This is a genomic window from Bacteroidales bacterium (assembly GCA_035647615.1).
GTDB lineage: Bacteria > Bacteroidota > Bacteroidia > Bacteroidales > 4484-276 > SABY01.
Window position 1 is genome coordinate 41,976 of sequence record DASRND010000029.1, and the last position, 24,719, is coordinate 66,694.

The following is a 24,719-nucleotide window of genomic DNA, read 5'->3' on the forward strand; positions in this document are numbered from 1 at the left end:
TGTTTTAATATTATGACAGTTCCCATTATCCAGATTGCCGGGGTTCGTAATTGGGACGAAGCCTTAATGATCAGTGCTTCCGGCGCCACACATATTGGCTTTCCATTGCGTTTGGACGTTCATCGTCCTGATCTTAGCGACGAAGCTGCTGCCGAAATCATCAGGCGGCTGTCGCCAAACATCCGTCCGGTGCTGATTACATATTTAGCGAAAGCTACCGACATTTATAAATTATCGAAACAAATTGGCTGCAACATCGTGCAGTTGCATGGCGCTATTTCAGTGGTGGAACTCGAAAAGCTGCGGCGGTTGACCCTGCTGAGTTCTTGGCCGGAGCCACCTTTTGAAATCTGGAAAAGTCTGGTGGTAAAAGCCGGAAATGAACAGGAGTTGCTGCAAACGCTTCATGCAACCGATTCTTTTGTCGATGCCTACATCACCGATACTTACGATTCAACTACAGGCGCTTCGGGGGCTACCGGCAAAATTCACGACTGGAAAATCACAAAGAGCATAGTTGCGCATAGTGCACGTCCTGTGATCGTTGCTGGCGGGCTTCATCCCGGCAATGTTGCCGAAGCCATTCGCATCACAGGCGCTGCCGGTGTAGATGTGCATACCGGCGTGGAAGATGCAAATGGTTGCAAAGACCCGCGGCTGGTAAAGGAGTTTGTGATTAGGGCAAAAGAAAGTTATAGGAAAGCGTTAGGGTTTTAGAGTTATCAGGTTGTTGATGCTGAAATTAATTTGATAATTACCAAAATGTAAATTGTCCTGGAGTTAGGACGAGGCTGTGCCTCTTTCTTTCTATTTTTACAGGCTCAGCCTGTATTTTTGATTCGGAAAAGCAGGCAAAGCCACAGCTGAACGTAACCGAGGGAGGAAAAAGTTGTCAGGTTGTTGGTACAGATATAAATTTTAGAATCAGAAATTTTAAATTGTCTCACTGGCAAATCCGAAATAACAGCTTCAGGAATTTTTAAAATCCTATCCCCAAATACTTCCACCGCAATTATCCATGCGCGCACCGGTCACCGAGGCTAGGCAGTTGTTGATTCCGCGTAAGCGCAAAACACCAAGGAAGGCAAATACCAATGCTTCTTTGTAATCGATGAGCAAAGGCTCAGGAATAATAATAGTGTGATGGCTGAGGTGGTCAATGCGTTGCATGAGAAAATGATTGTGGGTGCCGCCGCCTGTTGCCAGCAAAGTAGAGGTTGGCACCACATCAGCCGCAGCAGCTACCTGTCGGGCAATGTGTTCGGTGAGGGTGCGCAAAAGATCGGCAGGGGTAGCATCGTGCGCCTCTATCAGCGGCAGCATTTGTGCCTCAAACCATTCGCGTCCCAGCGATTTGGGAGCCGGTTGCTGATAAAAAGGCAATGCGTCGAGTTGTTCCAGCAGCGGATGGATAATGGCGCCGCCGGCAGCCATAGCTCCGTCTTCATCGTAAGGCTTTCCGGCGCGGCGGGCCAAAAAGTTGAGCGCCATATTTGCTGGCGAAATATCGCTGGCAAGACGTTGATCGCCGGACTGGTAAGAAATATTTGCAAAACCACCCAGATTGAGACACAGACCGAAGTGGCCAAAGAGCAAAGCATCGCCAACTGGAACCAAAGGGGCTCCCTGTCCGCCTAGTGCCACATCCAACGAACGGAAATCATTCACGACTTTTATACCTGCCGCAGCAGCCAGATGTGCGCCGTTGCCGATCTGTAGCGTGAGTCCCAGCTCCGGCTGATGAAAAACTGTGTGCCCGTGTGAAGCTACGAAAAGCGGTCGGCATTTGTTGCGATGAATAAATTCTGCTGCCTGTTCGCCTGCATAGCGCCCAAAATCGGCATCCAATCTCGTAAGATCAAAACCACTTAGCTGCGGCGCCTGGTCAAGTCGCTGACGCCACGTGTCGGAGTAGCGGATGGTTTCGGCATAAAGAATTTCATATTTCCATCGATCGTCTGCCAGGTTAAAGCGGCAGCAAGCAATGTCGAGGCCATCCAGCGAAGTGCCCGACATCATTCCCAAGGCAGTGATTGTTTCCATAATTATCATTTTGTAGAGACGCACGGCCGTGCGTCTTTACATTCCAAAAATAAATAGATGTTAGGATAATGCAACCGCACGGCCGTGCGTCTTTACATTCCAAAAATAATCAGATGATAATAATACATTAGGCCGTGCGTCTTTACATTCCAAACAAATTGAATTATAAAATATCAAGAATTTTTTCCAGCCGGATACCACGCGAGCCTTTCAGCAGAATGGTTTTGTTTTTTAAGGTCATTTCATCAATAGCTTTACGCGCTGCATCGGCAGTTTCAAAAAATAAGAATTTCACAGAGCCTTCATCAGCGAAAGCTGAAAACTGCGCTCCGACAAGTACCACTTTTTCAAAGTCAGCCTGACGCGCCATTTTGATGATGGCGGCATGCTCGGCATGGCTTTCAGCGCCAAGCTCCAGCATATCGCCCAGGATGAGAATTTTGTTGTCGTAAGGTGCCTGGGCAAAGTTTTCGATTGCCGCAGTCATGCTCCCGGGGTTGGCGTTGTAAAGGTCGATGAGTAGCTTGTTTCGTGAAGTGGTTTGCCATTGCGAGCGATTGTTTGCAGGCTGATAATTTCGCAAAGTTTCAGCAATCTCATGTATGTCAGCGCCGAAATAACGTGCAATGGCAACAGCAGCCATCACATTGGAAAAGTTGTAGCTGCCGGCCAGCCGGGTGTTGATGGTGGTTCCCTTGGCGGGATGGGCAAGTTGCAGCGCCAGATTGGGATATTTTTCAGTAATGAATCCTTGAACATCGGCGCCAGGCAAAGCGCCATAAGTGGTGCGCGGGTTGCCGGCAGATTTCTCCATCAATAACTCATCATCGTGATGAACGAAGAGATGCCCGCCATTGGCACGGATAAAATCGTAAAGCTCTGTCTTGGCTTTTATCACACCTGCATAACCACCAAAGCCTTCGAGGTGGGCGCGCCCGATATTGGTAATGATGGCGAAGTCGGGACGGGCAATGCGACACAGCGCCGCAATTTCCCCCTGATGGTTAGCGCCCATTTCTATCACCGCCATTTCAGTGTCATTGGTAATGGAAAGAAGAGAAAGCGGCACGCCGATGTGGTTGTTAAGATTGCCACGGGTAGCCGAAGTTTTATACTTTGTTTGCAACGCCTGGCTGATGAGTTCCTTGGTGGTGGTCTTGCCGTTGCTGCCTGTGATCCCGATAACGGGAATTTGAAGTTGCCGGCGGTGATGCTGCGCCAGTTGCTGCAAAGCCTCTAGCACATCATCCACCAGGATCATGTTCGGATGGTTTTTCAAATCAGCATTGTCGACCACTGACCGGGTGGCGCCCTCGTCCAGTGCATTTTCTGCAAAGCAATTCCCGTCGAAAGTATCGCCTTTCAAGGCAAAAAAGATACTGCCAGCAGCAACGTTTCGTGAGTCGGTGCTGATTTTCGGGTGTCGTTTATAAATTTCGTAGAGTTCTTCTGTTTTCATAAATCACAGTTGTGATGGCAAAATAATTGAAAAAAAGCTGATAAAAAAAACGCTGTATCATTTTTTGTAAAACAGATACAGCGTTTTTTTGATTTATTGATAATCGGAGCGAAGCTTATTTTCTATGTGCCACAGAGGTTCCTACGCGATCCATTGCACAGCGGAAGCCCAGGAAATCGGTAGCATTGTTTTGGTCGAGGTATCTGCGCACACCCGGGCTGAGGTAGTAAGAGCCGTCTTTCCAGGAGCCGCCTTTGTAAACACGTGCCTGGTCGTTCACAAGGCTGCTGCTTTTGTAGTCGTACATCATGTTGGTGGAATTGGCGTTGTTCACGTCGTCGAGCCATTTGCCGGGATCGTTCACCGAGCGGTTGTCGCCGTCGAGGTAGTTTACGTTGTCGGCTTCGCGGTAGTTAAATCTGTCTTGTGCTTCGTTTACGGTTATTTCGCGATAGCGAATGCGTCCCAGGCTGTCTTTTTCGGCGATGTTGCCTTCGGCGTCGAGTACCGGGGTGGTAAAGATATTTCCTCTGAAAGGGCTAAAGTCGGCAACATCCTCGTGGCTAAGGACACGATACACATCTTGCACCCACTCCGCTACGTTGCCGGCCATATTATACAAGCCGAAGTCGTTGGCCGGATAAGTACCTACCGGTGCGGTGATATCGGCGCCATCGTTGAGGCTTCCGGCTACGCCCATATAGTCGCCGCGCGCACGCTTAAAGTTGGCCAAATAGTTGCCATATTCTTTTTTGTTGCCGGTACTGCGCACCAGGTGTCCGTCCCAGGGATAGACGCGGCGTTCGGTGATAAGTTCATTTTGCCCTTGCAAACCTAAGGCAGCATATTCCCACTCAGCTTCGGTAGGCAGCCGGTAATTGGGAAGCATAATGCCGTCTTCCATGCGGGCATTACGGCCACCGGTGCTGCTGGGATCCAGATCTTCGATAGGCTTGCCCAGTCCGGAATATTGTCCTGTCAGATAAGCCTCGGTATTGAAGTTGTTTTCGTTGCGCTGGTCAGGATCTTCTGACAATACGCCCGCTTTGATGAGCAACATTTCGTTTACACGGTCGCTGCGCCACTGGCAGTAGTCGGAGGCTTGCACCCAGGTAACGCCAACCACAGGATAGTCGTGGTAGGCGGGATGACGAAGATACAAATTGGCCAGCGGTTCGTTGTAAGCCAGTCGTGAGCGCCAAACCAATGTGTCGGGCAGTGCTTTGCGATAAACTTCCGGATAATCAGCTTTAAAAACTCTGTTTAGCCAGTAGAGGTATTCCAGATAATCGAGATTGGTAACCTCTGTTTCGTCCATATAAAACGAACGAACCGTAACACGACGGGCAGGAGCATAATTTTCGTACATCGGGTCTTCACCCATCTGTCCCATCACAAAGGTTCCACCTTCTACGAAAACCAATCCGGGACCGGTTTCCTGCTCGTTGATATCCGAAACAGCAAAGCCGCCGTTGGTGCTACTGTTGTAGTCCCATCCGGTGGTATTCGAGGTTTTCTTTTTCGATCCAAAAATTCCGCTGCACGAAGAGAGCGTGAGCACTAATGCTACAACGGTGATCAGGCTTATGATCTGCTGATTTTTAATACGCATCATTAATATTTTTTGCAAATAGATTGAATTAACTAAAACGACGGACATTTTATTGCTCTGGAACGTTTACTTTTTTTGTTGCAATCAAAAAGCCAGCCGACGGATATTTCATGTGCTCCACCACTGGCGATGGCCAGTGAGGACAAGGTGTAATCGAAACTATAACCAAGTTTCAGACTGTTATATTGTAATCCCAGCAACACAATGACGGCATCGGGATTCTCGAAAGCGTGGCGGTACCAAAGGCCGCCAACAAAAGGCTCAAGCGTAAAATAGGAGCCAACATTGAGCTGCCGGAAGTCGCCTTGCTGCTGATAAAGAATATTAGGCGAAATGGTTAGCTCCGGACTGCGGCTCCGGTAGCTGCGGCGGTCGCCAGTTTCAATGTTCGCCCCGGCGTGTATTGTAATTTTCATCGGCAGCTTGTAGTCGCTTTCACTGATGAAGCCTATGTCGGGCGTGGTAAGATGGTGCACGGCGCCACCCACAAAAAATTTCTCATCAAAACCTACCACAAAGCCGGTAGCGAAATCCGCGTAGTTGACGTTGTCGCGGCTGTCGGGAGGAGGTCCCGATGTACCCACTGTGCCGTCGGGTTTAATTTGTGAAGGAAAGATGAAGTCATTCCAGTTGACTCCCCGCTGACCAAAGGCGGCTTCAAGCGCCATGCTTGCCTGCCAGCGGTCGGAGATGTCGAGCCGGTAAGCATACATCCCGCCAAGGCGAAACTGACGAATACCTGCTTCGCCACTTTTGTCGTATTGAAACTGCACCCCCACGCCGCCGGAAACAAAATCGACATATTGATCATAAGAGGCGCTGGTGGAAATAAACGCCGCCGGCAATTGTGGCCATTGGTCGCGGTAATTGAGCGTGATGCGCGGACAATTGTCGGAGCCGGCAAGGGCAGGATTGAGGTAAATTGGATTGGCGTAAAACTGCGAATAGGTATAATCCTGAGCTTGCAGACTCGCAGCAAGAACAAGGGATAACAGCAGAATAGAAAGCTTTTCGGGCTTTTTCATGATGATGATACCGGAGATGTTACGCAACCTTTCACGTGATTATTAACTCTTTATTTTTCGGGATATTTTAACAACGATCGTTCTGATGCTCTCAGCGTGCAAATATAGGCAGAGCAAGGAAGCAAACGGAAAAACGGCAATATTGCCCAAAAAGTTTCGTTTTTCAAGCTATTAATATCTGGTAGTTATCCGGGTGAAGGACAGCAGCATCAGCAAAAACAACTCCCATAAACAATTGTCTGCATCATGGTGTTGGCTCTTTTTTTAATAAAATAATAATCCTATGATCAAGCGTCATTTTTTTACAGTTTTTCTGGTACTATTTTCCGTCATGGCATCTGCCGGCGAATTGGTGCAACATTACCAGCTCACGTGGCAAATGATCCATGAGCAGCCTACACCCGAAGCACCTAAAACTTCGCGCTTGTTTTTCAAGGGCGCTGATTACGGAATTCAATACGCAAATCTGCCTCTGTTTTCGATCAAGGTTCCTCTGGAAAATGCAGCCACAGCGGTGAAAGCAAAACTGCTCAATCCGCAATATTTGCCATTGACGCCTGACGAGCTGATGCTGGTGGATAATCTGATAATGATCACGCCGACCATTGAACCACAAAGCCACATTGCCGGAGCGCGCGGAGTATCCGTTGCCATGGTGCATTTGCTTCCTTTCAGGCTCAGCATGCTCAGCGGGAAATATGAGAAACTGGTATCGTTCGATCTGAAGCTGACGCCTGTGGAAGGATTAAAAAATACAACAGCCGCTAAGGAATATGCCGCCAACTCGGTGTTGGCCAATGGCGAGTGGTTCAGGATAAGTGTGCAGGAAACCGGCATTTACAAAGTTACCTATGAACAGCTTACGCAAATGGGCATGAATCTATCGGGAGTGAGTTCGGCTACAGTTCGCCTTTACGGCAATGGCGGCGGCATGCTGCCCGAAGCCAACAGCGAATACCGCCCCGACGATCTCATCGAAAACGCTATTCAAATGATGGATGGCGGCGACGGGCGCTTCGATCCGGGCGACTATTTCCTGTTTTATGGCCAATCGCCAAACGCATGGAAGTACAATCCTACCGCGCTGAAGTTTGATCATCAACAAAATATTTATTCCGATTACACTTATTATTTTATCACTATTAGTGCCGGTACAGGAAAACGCATCGCTACGCTTCCACAGGCCACGCAGGCCGCTACGCACGAGGCCACCACTTTTGTCGATCACAAGTTTCATGAGAAGGACAATCTGAGCGTTTATAAAACCGGCCGCCAATGGCTGGGAGAGGTCTTTGATGTGCAGACAACCCACAACTTTTCTTTTTCATTTCCCAATATAGTTACCTCAGCTGAACACACCCTGATGATAAGAGCTGTTGCAAAATCAATAGTTTCTTCCTCGTTTTCAGTTTCGATGAATGGTAACAATGTTGCAACCATTCCTATCCAGGGTGCTCCCGAAACTTCACAGGGCGATTACGGCAAAGACAATACGATCACAAAGCGGCTGGAGATTTCGGGCAGCGATGTGAATGTAAGTCTCAAGTACAACAAATCCGCAAACAGCTCCATTGGCTGGCTCGATTACATCGAACTAAATGTGTTGCGCAATCTGGTTTTCGACGGGTCGCAAATGGATTTTAGAAATACCGATACCTTCGGAGAAGGAGAGATCACCCAATTTGTACTCGGGAATGCAGCCTCAGGAGTTAAAGTCTGGGACGTAACTTCGCCAACCGATGCGCAGCAGGTGCAAACCACGCCTCAAAATAATGCCCTGCGCTTCCGCCTCGAAACACCCGTAATCCGCCAATTTATCGCTTTCGATGGCAGCCAGTTTCTAACTGCAGAAGCAGCCGGAACGGTGGCCAACCAAAACCTGCACGCCCAGCGCAACATCGACTACGTCATCGTTTCACATCCCGACTTTATGGAGCAGGCCAATCGCCTGGCCGATTTCCATCGTGATTTTTCTAACCTGTCTGTGCTGGTTACTGCGCCGCAGGCTGTGTACAACGAATTTTCGTCGGGAGCGCAGGATATCACCGCCATCAAAGAGATGATGCGCATGTTTTATACCCGTGCCGACAATGGTGAGGTGATGCCGCGCTATCTGCTGCTTTTTGGCGATGCTTCCTACGACTACAAAGACCGGGTGCAAAACAATACCAACTTTGTCCCGACTTACGAATCCCCTAATTCGCTCTCCTATATCGCCTCTTTTGCCACCGACGACTATTTCGGATTTCTCGATCCAAACGAAAGTGTAAGCGAAAGAGATTTGGTGGATATTGGCATCGGGCGCTTTGTGGTGACTTCTCCCGAAGAAGCCAGGCGAAGTGTGGACAAGGTAATCCATTATGCCACCAGCCGCAAATGTATGGACGATTGGCGCAATGTGATGACTTTTGTGGGCGATGACGAAGAAGGCAATTTGCACACCAATCAGGCCGACGATCTGGCAAAGCTTATCGAGAATTATTATCCACAATACAACACCGACAAGATTTATCTTGATGCCTACACACAGCAGACTACTGCCGGTGGACAGCGCTATCCTGAAGTGAATGAGGCCATCAATAGCCGCATCGAAAAAGGTACGCTCGTTATGAATTATACAGGCCACGGTGGCGAGGTGGGCTGGGCACATGAGCGTGTTCTGCAAAATTCTGACATCAACAGCTGGAAAAATTTCGACAAGATGGCGGTATTTATCACCGCTACCTGTGAGTTTGCCCGCTATGATGATCCCGGTCGCACCTCGGCAGGCGAGTATGTTTTCCTGAATCCCAAAGGCGGTGGCATCGCGCTATTTACAACTGCACGCGCCACTTACGCCGGCTCCAATTACAGCCTCAACGAAAAGCTTTATCAAAAGATGTTTTCCAAAAATAATGGCGCTTACTACGCTATGGGCGATCTTATCCGCTTGGCCAAACGCGAGAGCAATACGCTGGGCAATGGTCTGAAGTTTCTGTTGATCGGTGATCCGGCGCTCAAAATTGCTTATCCTGATTACGAAGTGCACACTACCGCCATCACTTTTACAGAAACCGGGCAAGTGGCTGATACAATCAGAGCGTTGTCGAATGTAAAAATAGAGGGAATCGTTACCGATAACAATGGTGCCGTTCAGTCGGATTTTAACGGGGTATTAAAAGCCATTGTTTACGACAAAGAATCGGTGGAAAGTACGCTGGGACAAGACCCTTCGAGCCTGGTGCGCACTTTCAAACTGCGCAAAAATGTAATTTACAAAGGACAGACCGAGGTGACGAACGGCGTTTTCTCTTTCAGTTTTATCGTTCCCATCGACATAGCCTACAATTACGGACAGGGCAAAATCAGCTATTTTGCCGAAGACGGCGTGAAAACGGCCAATGGATATGATTTTAACCTTATCGTTGGCGGTTTCGACGAAAACACCACAGCCGATAAAGAGGGTCCGGAGATAGACCTTTATATGAACGACACCACCTTCCGCTGGGGCGACTTTACCAACGAAAACCCTGTGCTACTGGCGCACGTATTCGACCGAAGCGGTATAAACACTGTGGGCAACAGCATTGGTCACGACATTACCGCTGTGCTCGACGGAGATACTGAAAAGCCTTTTAAACTAAACGATTATTATGAGTCGGCTGCCAAAGGTTACACCAGCGGCACGGTGCGTTTCCCTTTTAGCAACCTGGAACCGGGCGAGCATTTGGTTACTTTCAGGGTGTGGGATGTTTTTAATAACTCCTCCGAAGCATCGCTTAAATTTGTTGTGGTGGGTAACGATCAGATCGTTATTGATAAAATCTACAGCTATCCAAATCCTTTTACCAACGAAACCTGGTTTGAGTACAATCACAATCAGGCCAACGAGCTTACAGAAGTGAAAATAGAAATTTACGACCTCAGCGGCCGGCTGTTGACTACCTTGCAACAAAACAACCTGAGCAGTGGTTTCTATGCCGAGCCTATCCGTTGGGACGGCACCACCGACAGTGGCCGGCGCCTGGGTGGCGGCGTGTATGTGTACAGGGTGCAAATTAAAGATGAAATCGGACGTGCGGCCTCTGCGGTAAGTAAACTCGTGATTGCACGTTAGTTTTTTAAAAAAGTATTTTTGATAAATAAAATTGCTGATAATTCTTTGAGGATACTATGAAAATTTTTTATAAACCTTTGCTGCTGCTGATTTTGTTCACGGCAGCTTTTGATGCCGACAGCCAGACGGTTTCTGAGCATCACCTTTTGCAGTGGAACGCTCCGGTGCCGTGGGTTGCTTCTGCAAAAGAATCGACGGAGCTGGTACTGAATTTCGACGAGGCTACCTTTGTTGACAGCTTCGGACTGCTGCCCGTTTTTACCCGGCGCATCCCGATGGACGAAAATACAGAGCGTCTTAATTTTGAATTAAAAAATGTGCAATATGCTCCCGTAGCTGCGGATATGGATTTGATCGAAGACACGCAACTGATCACTGACGCACCACAACATTTGGAGCAGATTGCCGTGACACGTGGCGAGCGGCACACCATTTTCCGGTTGATGCCACTGCGCTTCAATGCAACCTCCGGCAATTTCGAAAAGATAATCTCATTTGATCTTTCATGGGAGGTGTCGCCTTACGGAGCAAATATCCGCGTAAAGCACGATTCCATCCCTGACTATGCCGACAATTCGGTGCTGGCCACCGGAGTGTGGTTTAAAATCGGCATCCTCACCGATGGTATTTATAAAGTTACCTACGATCATTTGCAACAGCTCGGTGTGGCGGGTAGCGTTCCCTCTTCGGCAATAGCTGTGTATGGCAATGGTGGCGGCATGTTGCCGCAGCTCAACGATGTGTTTCGCTACGACGACTTGCAGGAAAATGCCATCGAAATGTTCGACGACGGCGATGGCTCCTTCGATGCCGGCGACTACTTCGTTTTCTATGGGCAATCGCCACATGCCTGGAACTACAACAATATGAAGCAGGCTTATGAATATTCGCTGAATAAGTTTTCGGACACAGCCTTTTATTATGTTACCACCTCAGCCACTGCGGGTAAACGTATTGAGGTGCAGCCGCAACAGATCCTGTCGGCCGAAAATATTGTAACTACCTACGATGATTTTGCCACGCACGAAATCGACTCCATCAATCTTATCCGATCGGGCCGCGAATGGTACGGCGAAACCTTTAGCGAACAGTTGAGCTACGACTTCTTCTTCCCTTTCCCGCACCGCGACGTAAGCTCCAACACCTACATCAGTACCGACTTTGCCGCGCGCTCAGCAATCACTAGTAAATTTGTGATCTGTGCAAACGGCGACTCCGTTTATTACGACAACGTGAGTTACGTTGTTATGAATTCGGCTACCAAATATGCCAACGTTTCTAACAAAGCGCGTTGGTTTGAAATTAACGACACACCCGACGTAACCATTAACATCAGCTACCTCAGGCCCGACAATTTTTCGACGGGATGGTTGAATTTTGTTACCGTAAATGTTACGAGTCATTTGGTGTACGATGGTAAATTCTTCTCGTTCAGAAATCGCCTGCAGGCAATTCCAAATCGTGTGAGCCAGTATGTAATTGGTAATGCCGAAACGAATTTTAATGTTTGGAATATCACCAATCCATTGTTGCCCTGCCAGATGGCTACCACTTTTGATGATGGCGTGTGCAAATTCATCATTCAATCCGAAACCATCAATGAATTTGTAGGCTTTACGGCCAATGATTATCGTTCGCCGCAATTGATGGGTTCTGTCGAAAACCAAAATCTGCATCAACTTGGCGCTGCTGATTTTGTCATCGTCACCCATCCGCTGTTTTTGCCGCAGGCCGAGCGGCTCAAAGCACTTCACGAAGAGGTGGATAATATGGTGGTTCATGTGGTAACTACCGACCAGATTTATAATGAGTTTGGTTCGGGAATAGCCGACCCGTCAGCTATCCGGGATTTTGTTAGGATGATTTATTACCGCTCGCCGGAAGCGCCAAAGCTCAAGTATCTGTTGCTCTTTGGCGACGCTTCCTATGATCCCAAAAACCGTGTTGGCGAGAATCAAAATATGGTTCCTACGTTTGCTGCCAGAAATTCGCACTGGTATGCCGGCTCTTTTGCCACCGACGACTTTTTTGGTATGATGGATCCGGGTGAAGGTCTGGAATCGTCGGGGAGCATCGACCTGGGCATAGGAAGATTTCCGGTGGTTACGCAACGACAGGCTACCGATATGGTGGACAAAGTAGAAAGATACATGCGTCTTAACAGCAAAAATCAGGGCGCCTGGCGCAACCAATTGTGCTTTATGGCCGACGATGGAAATGGCAACCTGCACGTGATGCAAGCCGATACCATCCTGGTGCGCAACATCATGCGTAAAAACCGCGATGTGAACATCAACAAAATTTATATAGATGCCTATCCGCTCGAAAGCACCGCCAACGGAAACACTTTTCCGCAGGCCAACAAAGCTTTCAACGATCAGATGCAGGAAGGCGCTTTGATAGTGAATTATACCGGTCATGGCGGCGAAACCGGTCTTACCGGCGAAGGAGTGGTAGAGATCACTGACATACTCTCCTGGAAAAACTACGAGCGGCTGCCGCTCGTAATTACAGCTACGTGCGAGTTTAGCCGTTTTGATAATCCCGCACTCACCTCCGCCGGCGAGCTGGTGCTGCTCAATCCGCACGGTGGGGGCATCGCATTGCTGACAACGGTGCGCGTTGCTTTTGCAAGCGTGAACCTGATCCTCAACAAGCGCATTTACGACACCCTTTTTATGATACACGGCGGCAACGATATCCGCTTTGGGGATTTGATTATGAAATCGAAACTGCCGACCAGCTCCAGTCTTTTAAACTTTGTGCTGCTCGGCGATCCTGCACTCAGATTGGCAATGCCTCAGCACGACATCATCACTGATTCCATCAACGGACAGCCGGCTATTCATTTTAAAGATACGTTGAGCGCCAATAGCACCATCACCATCAGCGGGCATGTGCAGCAACATAATTCTCCTGGAATGGTGCTTACCGATTTTAACGGAACCATCTACCCGGTGCTTTACGACAAACCTGAGGATGTTACCACATTGGGCTCAGCACACGATAGCTATCCGTACACTTTTAAATTACAAAATACCATCCTGTGTCAGGGAAAAGCCAGCGTCAAAAACGGAAGATTTACCTACACATTCATGCTCCCGCGCGACATCGACTATAATTTTGGCTACGGAAAGCTGAGCTATTATGCTGTTGACAGCACGCGCGATGCCAGTGGCTACTTTTCAGGAGTGATGGTGGGCGGCACGCCGCAAAATGCACAAGCCGACACGGAAGGCCCCGACATCAAAATGTTTCTTAACGACAGCACTTTTTTACCCGGAACGGCCATCAATCCTGAGCCACTGTTTCTGGCGCGTCTTTCCGACCCGTCGGGCATCAACGCTACCGGTACCGGCATTGGACACGACATTGTGCTTACCATCGATGGAAATACTTATCACTCGATAATCCTCAACCATCTTTTTGATCCCGAACTGGACGACCACAGCAGCGGAAACATTGCACTGCCGCTCGGGCCATTATCCAACGGGATGCACACGCTGCGTTTGCGCGCCTGGGATATGTATAACAATTCTTCGGAAAAGACACTGGAGTTTTTTGTCTCAGACAGTATTGGCGTAAGCCTGCTCAATGTTTTTAACTTTCCCAACCCATTCCGCGACGGGACCTGGTTTACCTTCCGCCACAATCAATTCGAAGGAAATCTGACGGCTACTGTCGAAATTTACGATTTTTATGGTAAGTTGGTAAAAACGCTGGAATCGCAAACAGTTTCCACAAGCGGCTATGCTATCGAACCCATTTACTGGGACGGCACCAGCCGCGGCGGCGAGAAGCTGGCGGCGGGCATGTACATATATCGCATGCGCGTCGGCAACTTCAAAGGCCAGTTTACCGAACGGGTGCAAAAACTCATTATTACAGACTAATCCCGACGGTTTCTGGTCGATAACATAAAACAATATTAAAAATGAATGACCGTTTACCTTCATTATTTCAACAAAAAGTAAATCCGATCTTTATGATTAAAAAAACCCTTGTAGTCGTTACTGCATGTTTGATGCTGACAAACCTGGCCTGGTCGCAGGGTAATGAGAAACCCAACTATCTCGGGCAAACCAACACCATCACTACGGCAGTGCCATTTCTGCTGATAGCCTCCGATGCCCGTTCGGGTGCCATGGGCGATGTTGGTGCTGCCACCACGCCCGATGCCGCCTCCATGCACTGGAATCCTGCCAAATACGCTTTTATCGAATCCAAAGCCGGCTTCTCGGCATCGTACAGCCCGTGGCTGCGTGCATTGGTCAGCGACATCAACCTGGCCTATGTGTCAGGCTTTTATCGTATCGACGACAAGCAAACGGTTGCGGCTTCGTTGCTTTATTTTACTTTGGGTGATATTCAATTTACCAACATCGAAGGTGGACTCATTGGCAACTACCGGCCCAACGAGTTTTCGGTGGATGCTACCTACAGCCGTAAATTCTCCGAAACCTGGTCAGGAGCCGTCGCCGCTCGCTACATCCACTCTAACCTTACACAGGGCGTGAGTGTTTCAGGACAGGCTACCAAGCCCGGACAGTCAGTGGCAGCCGACATTGCGGTGTATCATCAGCGCGAACTCGACTGGAGCAACTTTGAATATGCCGAATTTGCTTTGGGTATTAATATTTCCAATATCGGATCTAAAATTTCATACTCTGATGCTACCACCCAAAAAGATTTTATTCCTACCAACCTGCGTATCGGGCCGCGCCTGACACTCGACCTGGACGATTATAATCGGTTGTCCTTTATGCTTGATGTAAACAAGCTGTTGGTACCCACCCCGCCAGATTATTTCCCTGACTCGACCAATGCTGAAGGATTTCCGGTAATCCGAGGCGGTATGAATCCGGATGTAGGCCCTATCGAAGGTGTATTCCAGTCGTGGTACGATGCGCCCGGCGGCTTCGAGGAAGAGTTGCGTGAATTTTATTTCGCCACAGGCGTCGAATACTGGTACAACAAGGTTTTCGCTGTTCGTGGTGGTTTCTTTTATGAAAATAAAAACAAAGGAAATCGTAAATATTTCACTCTGGGAGCAGGGCTCAAGTACAATGTGTTTGGATTGGATTTCTCTTATTTGATTCCGTTGGAGCAACAAAACCCATTGGAAAACACATTGCGTTTTACCCTTAGCTTCGACTTTGCTGATTTTTAGTAGCAAAGATTCCCTTTAGTAAGTGTTAAATTTATAGAACTATGACCGGGAGAAAATCATTTCTCCCGGTTTTTTTATGTCCCAACTTCCCCACATTGAAGCCTGAAAATGGGAATTCCAAAATCCTAATAAACTTCAATCCCGACAACCCGACAAATTCTCCCTTTCCTAAATCAGATTTTAAAATTACTTTCGTGAATTAAAAAGCAGTCTATGGATTTTCGGATAGGTTTTGGATATGATGTACATCAGCTTGCCGAAGGACGGCGGCTGATGATTGGTGGTGTACACATCCCGCACCACAGCGGATCGTTGGGACATTCTGATGGCGATGTGCTGATACATGCTATTTGTGATGCGTTGCTGGGCGCTGCCAACCTACGCGACATCGGTTTTCATTTTTCCGATAAGGATGCCGCTTTCAAAGACATCGATAGCACGCTGCTGCTAAAGTACGTGGTGGCGATGCTGGCCGACAATGGTTTTGCCATTGGCAATATTGATGCTACGGTAGTTTTGCAGAAACCACGCTTGTCGCCCTACATTCCGCAGATGCAGCAGGCACTTGCCGCGGCAGCCAATGTTTCTTTGGATCGAATTTCTGTGAAAGCTTCCACCACCGAGCGAATGGGCTTCGAAGGCCGCGAAGAAGGACTGAGTGCTTATGCGGTGGCGCTTGTGTTTAAAAAGTAAAATGCTCAAGAGGCCAGTCTGTTTTGCATTTTTCTGTGGCACATTTCTGGCTACTTTCAGGCACTCATTTTTTATTTATTAAAAAAGAAAAAACAATGAAATACAAGAAGGTAATGATAATGTTTCGTGGAGCGCTGTTGATACTGATTGCTATGTTATGTCTGCATCCGGCATCTCTGATGGCACAGCAGCAAAATAGCGAAACCAAAGCTGAACGAAAAGAGCGTCAGAAGTCCGAACAAAACCAGCATTATCTCGAGGCGCGACAAGCCATTCTGGATTCGGCTTTTGTTGTACGTGCCGAAAGCCTTCAGTTTCGTGATGGCGTGATGTATTTGCCCGTACAAAGCAGCATTAACTTTCTGAAGGTAGAGGGCAAAATGGCCACGATGCAGGTAAGCAGTGATTTTTTGCGCACCGCCAGTCCCAACAATCTGGGCGGAATTACGCTAAAAGGCTTTTTGGCCAACGTGAAGATCAACGAGAGCACGAAGAAACAGCAACTGTTTATGACCTTTACGCTTCAGGGTGCAATAGGTACCGCGCGAATTTCTATCACCCTCAATGGCAACGATATGGCCGTGATAGATGTGGATGGTGTCTTTAGCGGGCGTGCATTTATAATGCGCGGGCCTGTGAAACTGCCACAGGAAGTCCCGGTTTACGAAGGCGCCGAGTTTTAAGGTGAGTTTGTAATGATAGAAATTCCGAAAGGGAAAAGATAGACAATTTCAAATCCAAAAAAAGAGAAGAAATTTGGGTTTTGAGATTTATTAGTCATTTGAATATTGTTGTCTGGAGCTTCCATCAAGAAAATCTTCAGCTTTACGAATAGCCCCAATAAGTCGTGTTAACAATTGTTTGCAGTCCTGTTGCGAAAGAACTTGTTCCGGTTTTACAGCATTGGTTTTATGGTATTTTTGTGGACATGTTCGATTGGCTATCAAAACTTTATCTTCATTTCGCTTTTCTTGCTGCATTCGTGCTTTGCACCGCTTTCGTTTCTGCACAAGGATTTCAGCGCTACCTGGTGCCCGAAGAAGTTATTGATTATCCGCAGCGGCTTCAGGTGCTGTGGGCCAACGATTTTTTTTTCCTTACCGACCGCTACTACACCAATGGAGTTGAAATAGAATATCATCGTCAGCAATTAGGCAATTCAGTATTGTCCAGGTTGTTATTTGATCCGTTGGTGGATTCCAAACCCATTTACAGTCTGGTGCTAAAGCACGAGATATATACGCCTCGCAATGTGCTGGGCGATCCGTCGTTCAACGACCGCCCCTATGCCGGCGTATTGCTGCTGGGCTTCAAAGGAGCTTTTTACGATGTCGACCACCAGTATGTGCTGAGTTCTACCATACAGGCTGGCTTGTTGGGACGCTGGGCCGGTGGACAATTTGTGCAAAACGGAATCCATTTCTTGCTGCCAGCTTCCGAGCCAATCCCGGGATGGGACTTCCAGATACATCAGGATGTGCTGTTGAGTTACCTGGTGGATTATCAAAAACTTCTGCTTGATCGTGGAGATTTTCAAATTGACGCTTTGGCCGCTACCAGTCTGGGACTTCCTCTTACCGACTTTTCGGGTGGCATAAGGCTACGTTATGGAAAGGGCGTAACTTTCTTTACACCGCAGCATCTGTTGTCTGTCGAAGGGATGCAGTACAACTTTTTTGCTGAAGCCTCCGCACGTTATGTGGTGTACGACGCCACACTGCAAGGCGGCGTATTCAATCGTGGGAGTCCGCATACCATTGAAATAATCAATCCCCTTTTGGCGCAAGTGAAAGCCGGCGCATCTTTTCGTTACCATAAGGTAATTACAGAAATTGGTGGACAATGGGTTTCATCTAAATTTGAAAACGCTCTTTCGCATAAGTGGGGCTATTTTGTTATTGGGTTTCTGTTTTAAAATGATTTGGTAAGCAATAAATCATTTCTGCTGCTGGTTTGTTAGGGAGCATTCAGTAGCCGATTTGGCTTATTAAAACGATATTAACGGTTCTGATACATTGATTATGAAAAAACTTGTCGTACTCCTCTTTATAGCACTATCCCTCAATTTGCCGGCGATTGGTCAGCAAAACGATTCGGTGCGGGTGAATCCTTACTCGCGACTGCAAAAAGAAAAATCTGACTTTGCCAGCCGTTTATACTTTGGTGGCAGCTTTGTGCTTAGCCTGGGCAGTTACACCAGCATCGGCATCTGGCCTTTGATTGGCTACAAAGCCACACCCAAATTGTCGGTTGGTTTGCAACCAGGTTACGAATATTTAAAATACGACAGCTATTATGGTGGCTCCTACGAAACCAGCAACTATGGGGGCAGAGCTTTTGCCCGCTATCGCATCATTCCGCAGGTGTATGCGCATGCCGAATATGCCGCCATCAATTACGAAATCGAAAAAAAGATGCCCTCGGGTCAGTATGAAGGTACGCGCAAGTGGGTGCCTTTTCTGTTTCTGGGCGGAGGCCTCTCGCAACAGATCGGCGGAAACATTTATGCCTATATCCAGGTGCTCTTCGATGTGCTCAACGACGAGAACTCCCCTTACCGAAGCGGCGCTCCCTTCTGGAGTGTGGGCATCGTTGCCGGTTTTTAGTTAGTAATATTCCAACAATAATTTTTTGAATTCAGCTGATGAAAATGAATGGATTGTTAAAAGGTTCGCTGATTCTGTTTGCCTTTTTGCTTGTCGTAAATGTGCAAAGTCAGCCAATGGCAGATCAGATGTCGGAAAACTACCGCAAAGCTTACCAGGTCGGCACCCGCTCTGCTGACGGAAACCCTGGTCCCAATTATTGGATAAACCATGCCAGCTACGATATCGATGTGGAGGTAACGCCCGCCACAGGTTTGATAAGCGGCAAAGCCACCATCCTTTACACCAACAACAGCCCCGATACTCTGCAAGAACTGGTTTTCAGGCTTTATCAGGATATTTATAAAAAAGGAAATGCCCGCCAGTTTGTTCTCGCAACGTCCGATTTAACTGATGGAGTTCAGGTCACTTCTTTGGCTGTCGACGGCCAAACCCTTGATACCAAAGGCAACAAGGTATCGCGTTCGGCCACTAATATGACAGTACAACTCCAGAAGCCTTTGTTTGCAAACCAAACAGCGGAGGTGAAGATAGAGTGGAATTTCGTGATGCCGCAACAACATTTTATACGAATCGGACAATACCGTCCGGAGCATTTGTTTGCCGGTTATTGGTATCCGCAAACAGCGGTTTACGACGACATCGATGGCTGGGACAGACATGAGTATCAGGGCATGGTTGAGTTTTATAATGATCATAACGATTTTAGTGTAAATATTACGGTGCCCGGCGGGTTTGCATCATGGGCTACCGGCGTGCTGCAAAATCCTGCAGAAGTACTGGGTGATGAAAAAGCCCGATTGCTCGAAAAGGCTGCCGACAGTGATGCTGTTTATCATATTATCGAAGCTTCCGATTATAATGAGTTGGATCAATTACAACCCGGAGGCCCCCACACCTGGAAATTTAAAGCTGATCTGGTGCCCGACTTTGCTTTTGCGGTAAGCAGCATAGCCGTGTGGGATGCCACGAGCGCAGTGGTGGATTTAGCTTCCGGCCGGCGCGTGCTTATCTCGGCGGTCTATCCTCCCGGACTGACGCACTACGAAAAGGTGGCAGACATAACGCGCGAAGCGGTGCAATACATGTCGTTCGAATGGCCGGGCGTACCTTTTCCTTATCCGCGGACTACAGTTTTTGCGAGCGGCCTGAAAACAGGCGGCATGGAGTTCCCGATGATCGCCAATGATGGTGCTCCCGACGACCTGGCCGACTTGCAGGGACTCACATTCCATGAGGTTTTTCACAACTATTTCCCTTTTTCCATGGGCACCAACGAACGAAAGTATGCCTTTATGGACGAAGGCTGGGCGCACTATTTCCCCACAGGATTTCTGGCGCAAGTCTCGCCCGGATATGTTTATTTGCAGAATTCAATCCGCAGCTATGCTGCTTTCGCAGGAAGTGAAAACGAACTACCACCCATCATTCCCACCTATATCTTAAACGACTACGCGAGTCAGCGAATGGCCGCTTATCAGCGTCCGGCGGTGGCTTATCATCTGCTGCGCCAGGAACTTGGCGATGAAGTTTTTGGTAGCGCTTTGCGCGAATATGTGCGGCGCTGGCGGGGTAAACATCCTATGCCTTACGACTTTTTTGCTACCTTCGATCAGGTGAGCGGTGAATCGCTGGAGTGGTTCTGGCGCCCCTGGTTTTTTGAACATGGTCGCCCCGACCTGGCCGTGAAGCCTCCCGACGATGGCAACATCATCCGAATCCAGCGCCTGGGAATTATGCCAGTTCCTGTTTATCTCCAAATAGATTTTACCGATGGTACCAGCACGGTGATAGAGGAAAAGGCAAGCGTTTGGAAAGAGGGAATGCGTGATTTGGAAATAGTGGTGCCGGCACAAAAAACAATCGAAAAACTTGAATTGGGAAACGAATGGATTCCCGACAGCAACCCCGCCAACAACAAGTGGCAGCGGCGTTTATGATTTTTAATAACAAACTTTTATGGCGACGGCTTGTTTATCGATTATAAACTAAGCGACCATGAAAAAACAACCAGACGACCTTTTCAGGAAACTTTTCGCATCAAACCTTATCAAAAGTGATAACTCGCAAACGAGTCAAAACCAGCCTTTGATTCGTGACGAGGCCTTTAAAAAAGATTTTGAGATATGGAAGCACTCGCCGGAAGCTAAGGCCTTGCACAAGCAGTTGCTGGAAAGCTATCTGGCACGAAGTACGCATGCGTCAACTACTCAAATTGCGATTTACACTGCCCCAGGCGCCATTGGGCTAACCATAAAAATGCCGGAAGATACGGATGTAAAAATCTATCGTTTTTTGCTCGACTTTCTGCGCGAGCAGCTGATGACACTGCAATACAGCCTGTACAGCTCTACAATCGAAGAGAAGGCGGGAGCAGAAGGTGTTCAGCATTTTTGCGAAAGGCATTATCTGAAACCCAACATCCTAAACGAGAAATACCCGATCGATCAGCTATACGGCAGCATCATGCTGGAGCTGGAACTGGAAGATGACGGGGTAAAATATCTGAAGGTAATGAGCACCTACCATACCGGCTATAATTACAAGCCGCCACAGGGATTTGATGCGCTGGTGCAATATCTGTTTTCCGACAAGCGATCGGATAAAGGAGAGTAATTATTTTTTGTTTGTGATGTTGCATCAACAAAAACCCACAGAACAAATTCCAAATGACAAATAAATTCCAAAAATCAATATTCAAACATTCGAAACAGTTTTGGTTATTGGATTTTTAATATTGGAATTTATTCGGGATTTGTTTTATTATCATTTGGGATTTGATAGTCAAGCACATCAAAATCAATGACCTTGATTTGCCAACGGCCATCCATAGGAATCTTACGATAAAAAAACGGTTTCAATAAAAAACTTGCTACCATCATCGACACACCGATAATTGCGGTGGTTTGGTCTATCAGCGGATATTCGTTGTGGATGATTCCGTTTGCACCAGTGATGGCCATGTACACCAACCCTCCACCAAAAAGCGCTTTCCGCGAAAATTTATAGATAAATCCGCGAAAGCGATACATTTTTTTTATTTGTTGTAACGGTATGATGAGCGTGTTGTCGATGGTTAGCGTGCTGTCGGTAAGGTGGGTGATGGTGCCTTTGATGCGCGTTTCGTTTACCAGCAATTCGATGTCGTTGTCCGGCGAATATTTGAAATTTTTGACCGTGCCGGTTTTTTCGACCACCAGGTATTGCTGTGCCTCTGTGGCAAACGGAATGAGGGAAAAGACAAATAGAAAAACCAACAAACGGATTTTCATGCTTTGAAATTGAAAGTAAAAGCAGCTAAAATAGATAAATCCGATGTGTCAAACATTTCTGAGTAAAAACAACTAACCCCGCACCTTTTGGCCGGGGTTAGTAAAATCTCGATAAATCCGTTTATGAGGATCTTGTATCCTCTCTACTTAAGTACAATTATAGCTTTGGGTTCGATGACGCGAAATACAAACGACTCAGTGATATAAAGCTGCACTTCATCCTGGGTATGCGATTCATAGCCTATTGATAAGTCCTGGCCAAGGGTGAGTTTGAAGTCGCCACCACGTGTCGAAATCATTGCACCTTCGGTAATGCACGGGCTGATGATGATTTTACCGCCCATCATGCGTTCGATATGTGAAAACAGCGGATAGCCTTTAACGTAAGTCATCAGCTCTTCCCATTTTGGTATGCCAAGCACCAGGTTGTAAGGCCCTTCGATGGAGGCTTTGGTAAAGTTGGCGATACTGCGGGCGATCACGTTGATGATGCCTTCGGGATTTTCGGGAAAAGCAATAGGCTGATGCTCGGATGATTTGAGCAATCCTTTGACCCCTGCTTCGGGCAAACCGTGATAAATGACATTTTCTTCAAAATCGGCCATTTTGCGTGCTGCCGCTTCCAGCGCGTCAAGGTCAGGATCTTCGGTGCCACGGCTTATGTTGTCGAGTTCCCATTGGTTGAGTTTAAATGAAACGCGCGATTCGATGAGCGGCATCACCTCAAAGGTTCCATAACGCACCTGGTCAGTGGGCTTTGGTTTTTTAAGGTTAAGGCGTCCGGTAGATACAGCCGAAAAATCCCATCCATGAGGCCCTTCCACATCTACAATCTTGCGTGCAGAGAGCAGGTTGCGCATCACATCGGCAGCCGTTTCGTTAATTTCTTTCCATGCGGCATCATTGATAGGTGCCAGCGATCTTCTTAAAATATCCATAATCTGCTTATTTTAAATTTCCTATTCCTAAATCTTCGTTGCCTTCTGTTTTTCCTTTTTCACCGTCAGTGGCACCTTCTTCTATTGCGGTGATTTCGCCAGTGGTAAAAAGATACGTCTTAAGCTCTTCGTCCCAGGCGGGCATGGTGCGCCGCAGATACTCAAGTGCCATACAGGCGTGTTCTATTTCTTCGTCGCGGTTGTGCTCCAGAATTTTCTTGAGCTGCTCATCCTTGGTGATATCTACGCGTTGTTGATACCACATCACTGCTTCCACTTCCTCGATGAGGCTGCGAAGGGCACGGGTGTAATCTCTGGTCAATTCGCTGAGTTCGTCAGCTGGTTCGTGATAATCGTTCATATTTGTTTTGTTTTAGATGATTAGGCAAATATACAAAATTCGGTCAAAAGCCGTTGTAGTTTCCACGTTAGGCTTATGCCAAATATTATAGTATTGCTTTGTGCTTAAAGGAATTGGAGAGTTTTATGAAGAATAAAGATTTAGAAAGTTTAACACTGCGACACACCGGATGGCGGGTTCATTATTTTTTAATCATGTTAATAATGGTTGTGATACTGATTGGCTGCCGGCAGCAAAACAACGCTGAGATTGCCGTGGTGTCAGGAAAGTTTCCGGAGGGCATCCGGGGCGAAATCCGGCTCAGCGAGCTGACACCAGAACAAGTCACGGGAGTGGATTCGGTAAGCATTGCTGCTGACGGAAACTTTCGGCTTGTTGCTCATCCCGTTGAAACGGGACTCTATATTTTGCAATTTGATGATGAAAACGAAAAAGTGGTGCTGCTGCTGGATAAAGGCGACACCTTATCATTTTCGGCAGACGGCAATGGATTTTATAAAATTACGGGCAACGAAGATTCCCGATTGCTGATGCAATATGCCAACACGTCGCGGCAGTTGCGTCTTACACTCGACTCGTTGGGAAGCATCGTATTGGAAAGCCGCAGCCAGGAAGATTTTGTGACCATAAAAACTGCTGCCGACCAGTTTGTTGATAGTTCTCTTGTTGCCCATCGCAAATTTGTTCAGCATCTTATTTTGCAACATCCTTCCTCACTGGCATCGGTGCTGCTGGTGAATACATATTTCTCGGGAAACCCGCTTTTTCCTGTCGATTCATTTCCTGAACTCTACCGCATCATTGCCGACAGCACCGGCGCGCACTATCCCGGAAATACCCACGTAACGCATCATAAAAACAGGGTGGAGCGCGCTATGCAACAACGTGAACAGGAGCGTCAACTGGCAGACCGGCTGCTGCCTGGCCGGAAGTTACCTGCCGTTACTCTGCCCGATGAAAACGGAAATCCAACAGCGGTTTCCTCATTCAACGGGCAACCATTGATCCTGTTTTTGTGGGCTTCCTGGTCGCCCGAAAGCCGCGCTGCTATCCAGCAGCTAAAAGCGCTTAGCACCAATATTCCCATACTTGCTCTCTCTTTCGACAGCGACACTAAAATCTGGAAGGCCGCGGTGAAGATCGAAAACACCACCTGGACGCATGTGAACGATCCCGAAGGAATGTCGGGGGCGGCGGCAAAGCTATTTGGCGCAAGCCGGCATCTCCCTTATTTCATCCTGGCCGACAGCAGCGGAACGATCGTTGCTTCTACCGCGAAGTTTCGTGAATTGACCGAAGTGTTAGGCAGGCTGGAGTAATCATTTCTCAGTCCTCAGTCCTCAGTCCTCAGTCCTCAGTTCTCAGTGCTCAGTTCTCAGTTCTCAGTTCTCAGTTCTCAGAAAAATTAAAAAGTCTTATTCCTACGTTCAGCTTAGGTTTAGCC

General features: G+C 47.7%; 18 protein-coding genes. 11 read left to right on the forward strand and 7 right to left on the reverse strand.

Translation table 11 applies throughout. The features are described from left to right. Nucleotides 1-12: 12 nt before the first annotated feature. Nucleotides 13-717 carry a phosphoribosylanthranilate isomerase gene (locus VFC92_09215; GenBank protein ID HZK08367.1) on the forward strand — a complete coding sequence of 235 codons (705 nt, stop codon included), beginning with the start codon at nt 13-15 and terminating at the stop codon, nt 715-717. A 270-nt stretch (nt 718-987) separates the two neighbouring features. Here the strand turns inward: VFC92_09215 and VFC92_09220 are convergent, their stop codons facing one another. The 4 genes from VFC92_09220 to VFC92_09235 all read right to left on the reverse strand — a co-directional run bounded on the left by VFC92_09220 (nt 988) and on the right by VFC92_09235 (nt 6,166). Continuing rightward, complete coding sequence (locus VFC92_09220; protein HZK08368.1) at nt 988-2,043, reverse strand: anhydro-N-acetylmuramic acid kinase; 1,056 nt, start codon at nt 2,041-2,043, stop codon at nt 988-990. Between the two features lie 163 nt (nt 2,044-2,206). Further along, nucleotides 2,207-3,502: a UDP-N-acetylmuramoyl-tripeptide--D-alanyl-D-alanine ligase gene (murF, locus tag VFC92_09225; GenBank protein HZK08369.1), complete on the reverse strand. Its 1,296-nt coding sequence runs from the start codon at nt 3,500-3,502 to the stop codon at nt 2,207-2,209. 115 nt (nt 3,503-3,617) lie between these two features. After that, complete coding sequence (locus tag VFC92_09230) at nt 3,618-5,117, reverse strand: SUMF1/EgtB/PvdO family nonheme iron enzyme (GenBank protein HZK08370.1); 1,500 nt, start codon at nt 5,115-5,117, stop codon at nt 3,618-3,620. Nucleotides 5,118-5,146: 29 nt separating this feature from the next. Continuing rightward, a complete protein-coding gene (locus tag VFC92_09235) occupies nt 5,147-6,166 on the reverse strand; it encodes a type IX secretion system membrane protein PorP/SprF (GenBank protein ID HZK08371.1) in 1,020 nt (339 codons plus the stop codon). Between the two features lie 256 nt (nt 6,167-6,422). Between VFC92_09235 and porU (VFC92_09240) the strand changes: the two genes are divergently transcribed. The 9 genes from porU (VFC92_09240) to VFC92_09280 all read left to right on the forward strand — a co-directional run bounded on the left by porU (VFC92_09240) (nt 6,423) and on the right by VFC92_09280 (nt 21,320). Next, complete coding sequence (porU, locus tag VFC92_09240; protein ID HZK08372.1) at nt 6,423-10,235, forward strand: type IX secretion system sortase PorU; 3,813 nt, start codon at nt 6,423-6,425, stop codon at nt 10,233-10,235. Between the two features lie 56 nt (nt 10,236-10,291). After that, on the forward strand, nt 10,292-14,128 hold the full coding sequence (porU, locus tag VFC92_09245) for a type IX secretion system sortase PorU (protein ID HZK08373.1): 3,837 nt from the start codon (nt 10,292-10,294) through the stop codon (nt 14,126-14,128). 92 nt (nt 14,129-14,220) lie between these two features. Then, nucleotides 14,221-15,405, forward strand: a complete 1,185-nt coding sequence (gene porV, locus VFC92_09250) for a type IX secretion system outer membrane channel protein PorV (GenBank protein HZK08374.1) — start codon at nt 14,221-14,223, stop codon at nt 15,403-15,405. Nucleotides 15,406-15,618: 213 nt separating this feature from the next. Beyond that, nucleotides 15,619-16,098 carry a 2-C-methyl-D-erythritol 2,4-cyclodiphosphate synthase gene (gene ispF / locus VFC92_09255; protein HZK08375.1) on the forward strand — a complete coding sequence of 160 codons (480 nt, stop codon included), beginning with the start codon at nt 15,619-15,621 and terminating at the stop codon, nt 16,096-16,098. A gap of 95 nt (nt 16,099-16,193) precedes the next feature. Continuing rightward, entirely contained in the window at nt 16,194-16,781 is a 588-nt protein-coding gene (locus tag VFC92_09260) for a DUF4251 domain-containing protein (protein ID HZK08376.1), read from the forward strand. A gap of 164 nt (nt 16,782-16,945) precedes the next feature. Beyond that, entirely contained in the window at nt 16,946-18,013 is a 1,068-nt protein-coding gene (locus VFC92_09265; GenBank protein ID HZK08377.1) for a lipid A deacylase LpxR family protein, read from the forward strand. Nucleotides 18,014-18,119: 106 nt separating this feature from the next. Then, entirely contained in the window at nt 18,120-18,704 is a 585-nt protein-coding gene (locus VFC92_09270; protein HZK08378.1) for a hypothetical protein, read from the forward strand. Nucleotides 18,705-18,742: 38 nt separating this feature from the next. After that, nucleotides 18,743-20,644 carry a M1 family metallopeptidase gene (locus VFC92_09275; GenBank protein HZK08379.1) on the forward strand — a complete coding sequence of 634 codons (1,902 nt, stop codon included), beginning with the start codon at nt 18,743-18,745 and terminating at the stop codon, nt 20,642-20,644. Nucleotides 20,645-20,702: 58 nt separating this feature from the next. Further along, nucleotides 20,703-21,320 (forward strand): hypothetical protein, encoded by a 618-nt coding sequence (locus VFC92_09280; GenBank protein HZK08380.1) that lies wholly within the window; start codon nt 20,703-20,705, stop codon nt 21,318-21,320. A 128-nt stretch (nt 21,321-21,448) separates the two neighbouring features. Here VFC92_09280 and VFC92_09285 read toward each other — a convergent pair whose 3' ends face one another. From VFC92_09285 to VFC92_09295, 3 genes are all read right to left on the reverse strand, one after another. Beyond that, nucleotides 21,449-21,976, reverse strand: coding sequence for a hypothetical protein (locus tag VFC92_09285; protein ID HZK08381.1), 528 nt, complete (start codon nt 21,974-21,976; stop codon nt 21,449-21,451). Between the two features lie 143 nt (nt 21,977-22,119). After that, complete coding sequence (locus VFC92_09290) at nt 22,120-22,914, reverse strand: family 1 encapsulin nanocompartment shell protein (protein HZK08382.1); 795 nt, start codon at nt 22,912-22,914, stop codon at nt 22,120-22,122. A 7-nt stretch (nt 22,915-22,921) separates the two neighbouring features. Further along, on the reverse strand, nt 22,922-23,275 hold the full coding sequence (locus tag VFC92_09295; protein ID HZK08383.1) for a ferritin-like domain-containing protein: 354 nt from the start codon (nt 23,273-23,275) through the stop codon (nt 22,922-22,924). A 203-nt stretch (nt 23,276-23,478) separates the two neighbouring features. On the opposite strand from VFC92_09295, the gene VFC92_09300 reads away from it, so the two are divergent. Then, nucleotides 23,479-24,594 carry a TlpA disulfide reductase family protein gene (locus tag VFC92_09300; protein ID HZK08384.1) on the forward strand — a complete coding sequence of 372 codons (1,116 nt, stop codon included), beginning with the start codon at nt 23,479-23,481 and terminating at the stop codon, nt 24,592-24,594. Nucleotides 24,595-24,719: the final 125 nt, after the last annotated feature.

Coding starts and splice junctions, on each gene's coding strand:
- ispF (HZK08375.1), top strand. CDS start 15,619: ATGGATTTTCGGATAGGTTTTGGATATGATGTACATCAGCTTGCCGAA.
- VFC92_09280 (HZK08380.1), top strand. CDS start 20,703: ATGAAAAAACAACCAGACGACCTTTTCAGGAAACTTTTCGCATCAAAC.
- VFC92_09260 (HZK08376.1), top strand. CDS start 16,194: ATGAAATACAAGAAGGTAATGATAATGTTTCGTGGAGCGCTGTTGATA.
- VFC92_09270 (HZK08378.1), top strand. CDS start 18,120: ATGAAAAAACTTGTCGTACTCCTCTTTATAGCACTATCCCTCAATTTG.
- VFC92_09215 (HZK08367.1), top strand. CDS start 13: ATGACAGTTCCCATTATCCAGATTGCCGGGGTTCGTAATTGGGACGAA.
- porU (HZK08373.1), top strand. CDS start 10,292: ATGAAAATTTTTTATAAACCTTTGCTGCTGCTGATTTTGTTCACGGCA.
- murF (HZK08369.1), bottom strand. CDS start 3,502: ATGAAAACAGAAGAACTCTACGAAATTTATAAACGACACCCGAAAATC.
- VFC92_09230 (HZK08370.1), bottom strand. CDS start 5,117: ATGATGCGTATTAAAAATCAGCAGATCATAAGCCTGATCACCGTTGTA.
- porU (HZK08372.1), top strand. CDS start 6,423: ATGATCAAGCGTCATTTTTTTACAGTTTTTCTGGTACTATTTTCCGTC.
- VFC92_09275 (HZK08379.1), top strand. CDS start 18,743: ATGAAAATGAATGGATTGTTAAAAGGTTCGCTGATTCTGTTTGCCTTT.
- VFC92_09295 (HZK08383.1), bottom strand. CDS start 23,275: ATGAACGATTATCACGAACCAGCTGACGAACTCAGCGAATTGACCAGA.
- VFC92_09290 (HZK08382.1), bottom strand. CDS start 22,914: ATGGATATTTTAAGAAGATCGCTGGCACCTATCAATGATGCCGCATGG.
- porV (HZK08374.1), top strand. CDS start 14,221: ATGATTAAAAAAACCCTTGTAGTCGTTACTGCATGTTTGATGCTGACA.
- VFC92_09220 (HZK08368.1), bottom strand. CDS start 2,043: ATGGAAACAATCACTGCCTTGGGAATGATGTCGGGCACTTCGCTGGAT.
- VFC92_09300 (HZK08384.1), top strand. CDS start 23,479: ATGGTTGTGATACTGATTGGCTGCCGGCAGCAAAACAACGCTGAGATT.
- VFC92_09285 (HZK08381.1), bottom strand. CDS start 21,976: ATGAAAATCCGTTTGTTGGTTTTTCTATTTGTCTTTTCCCTCATTCCG.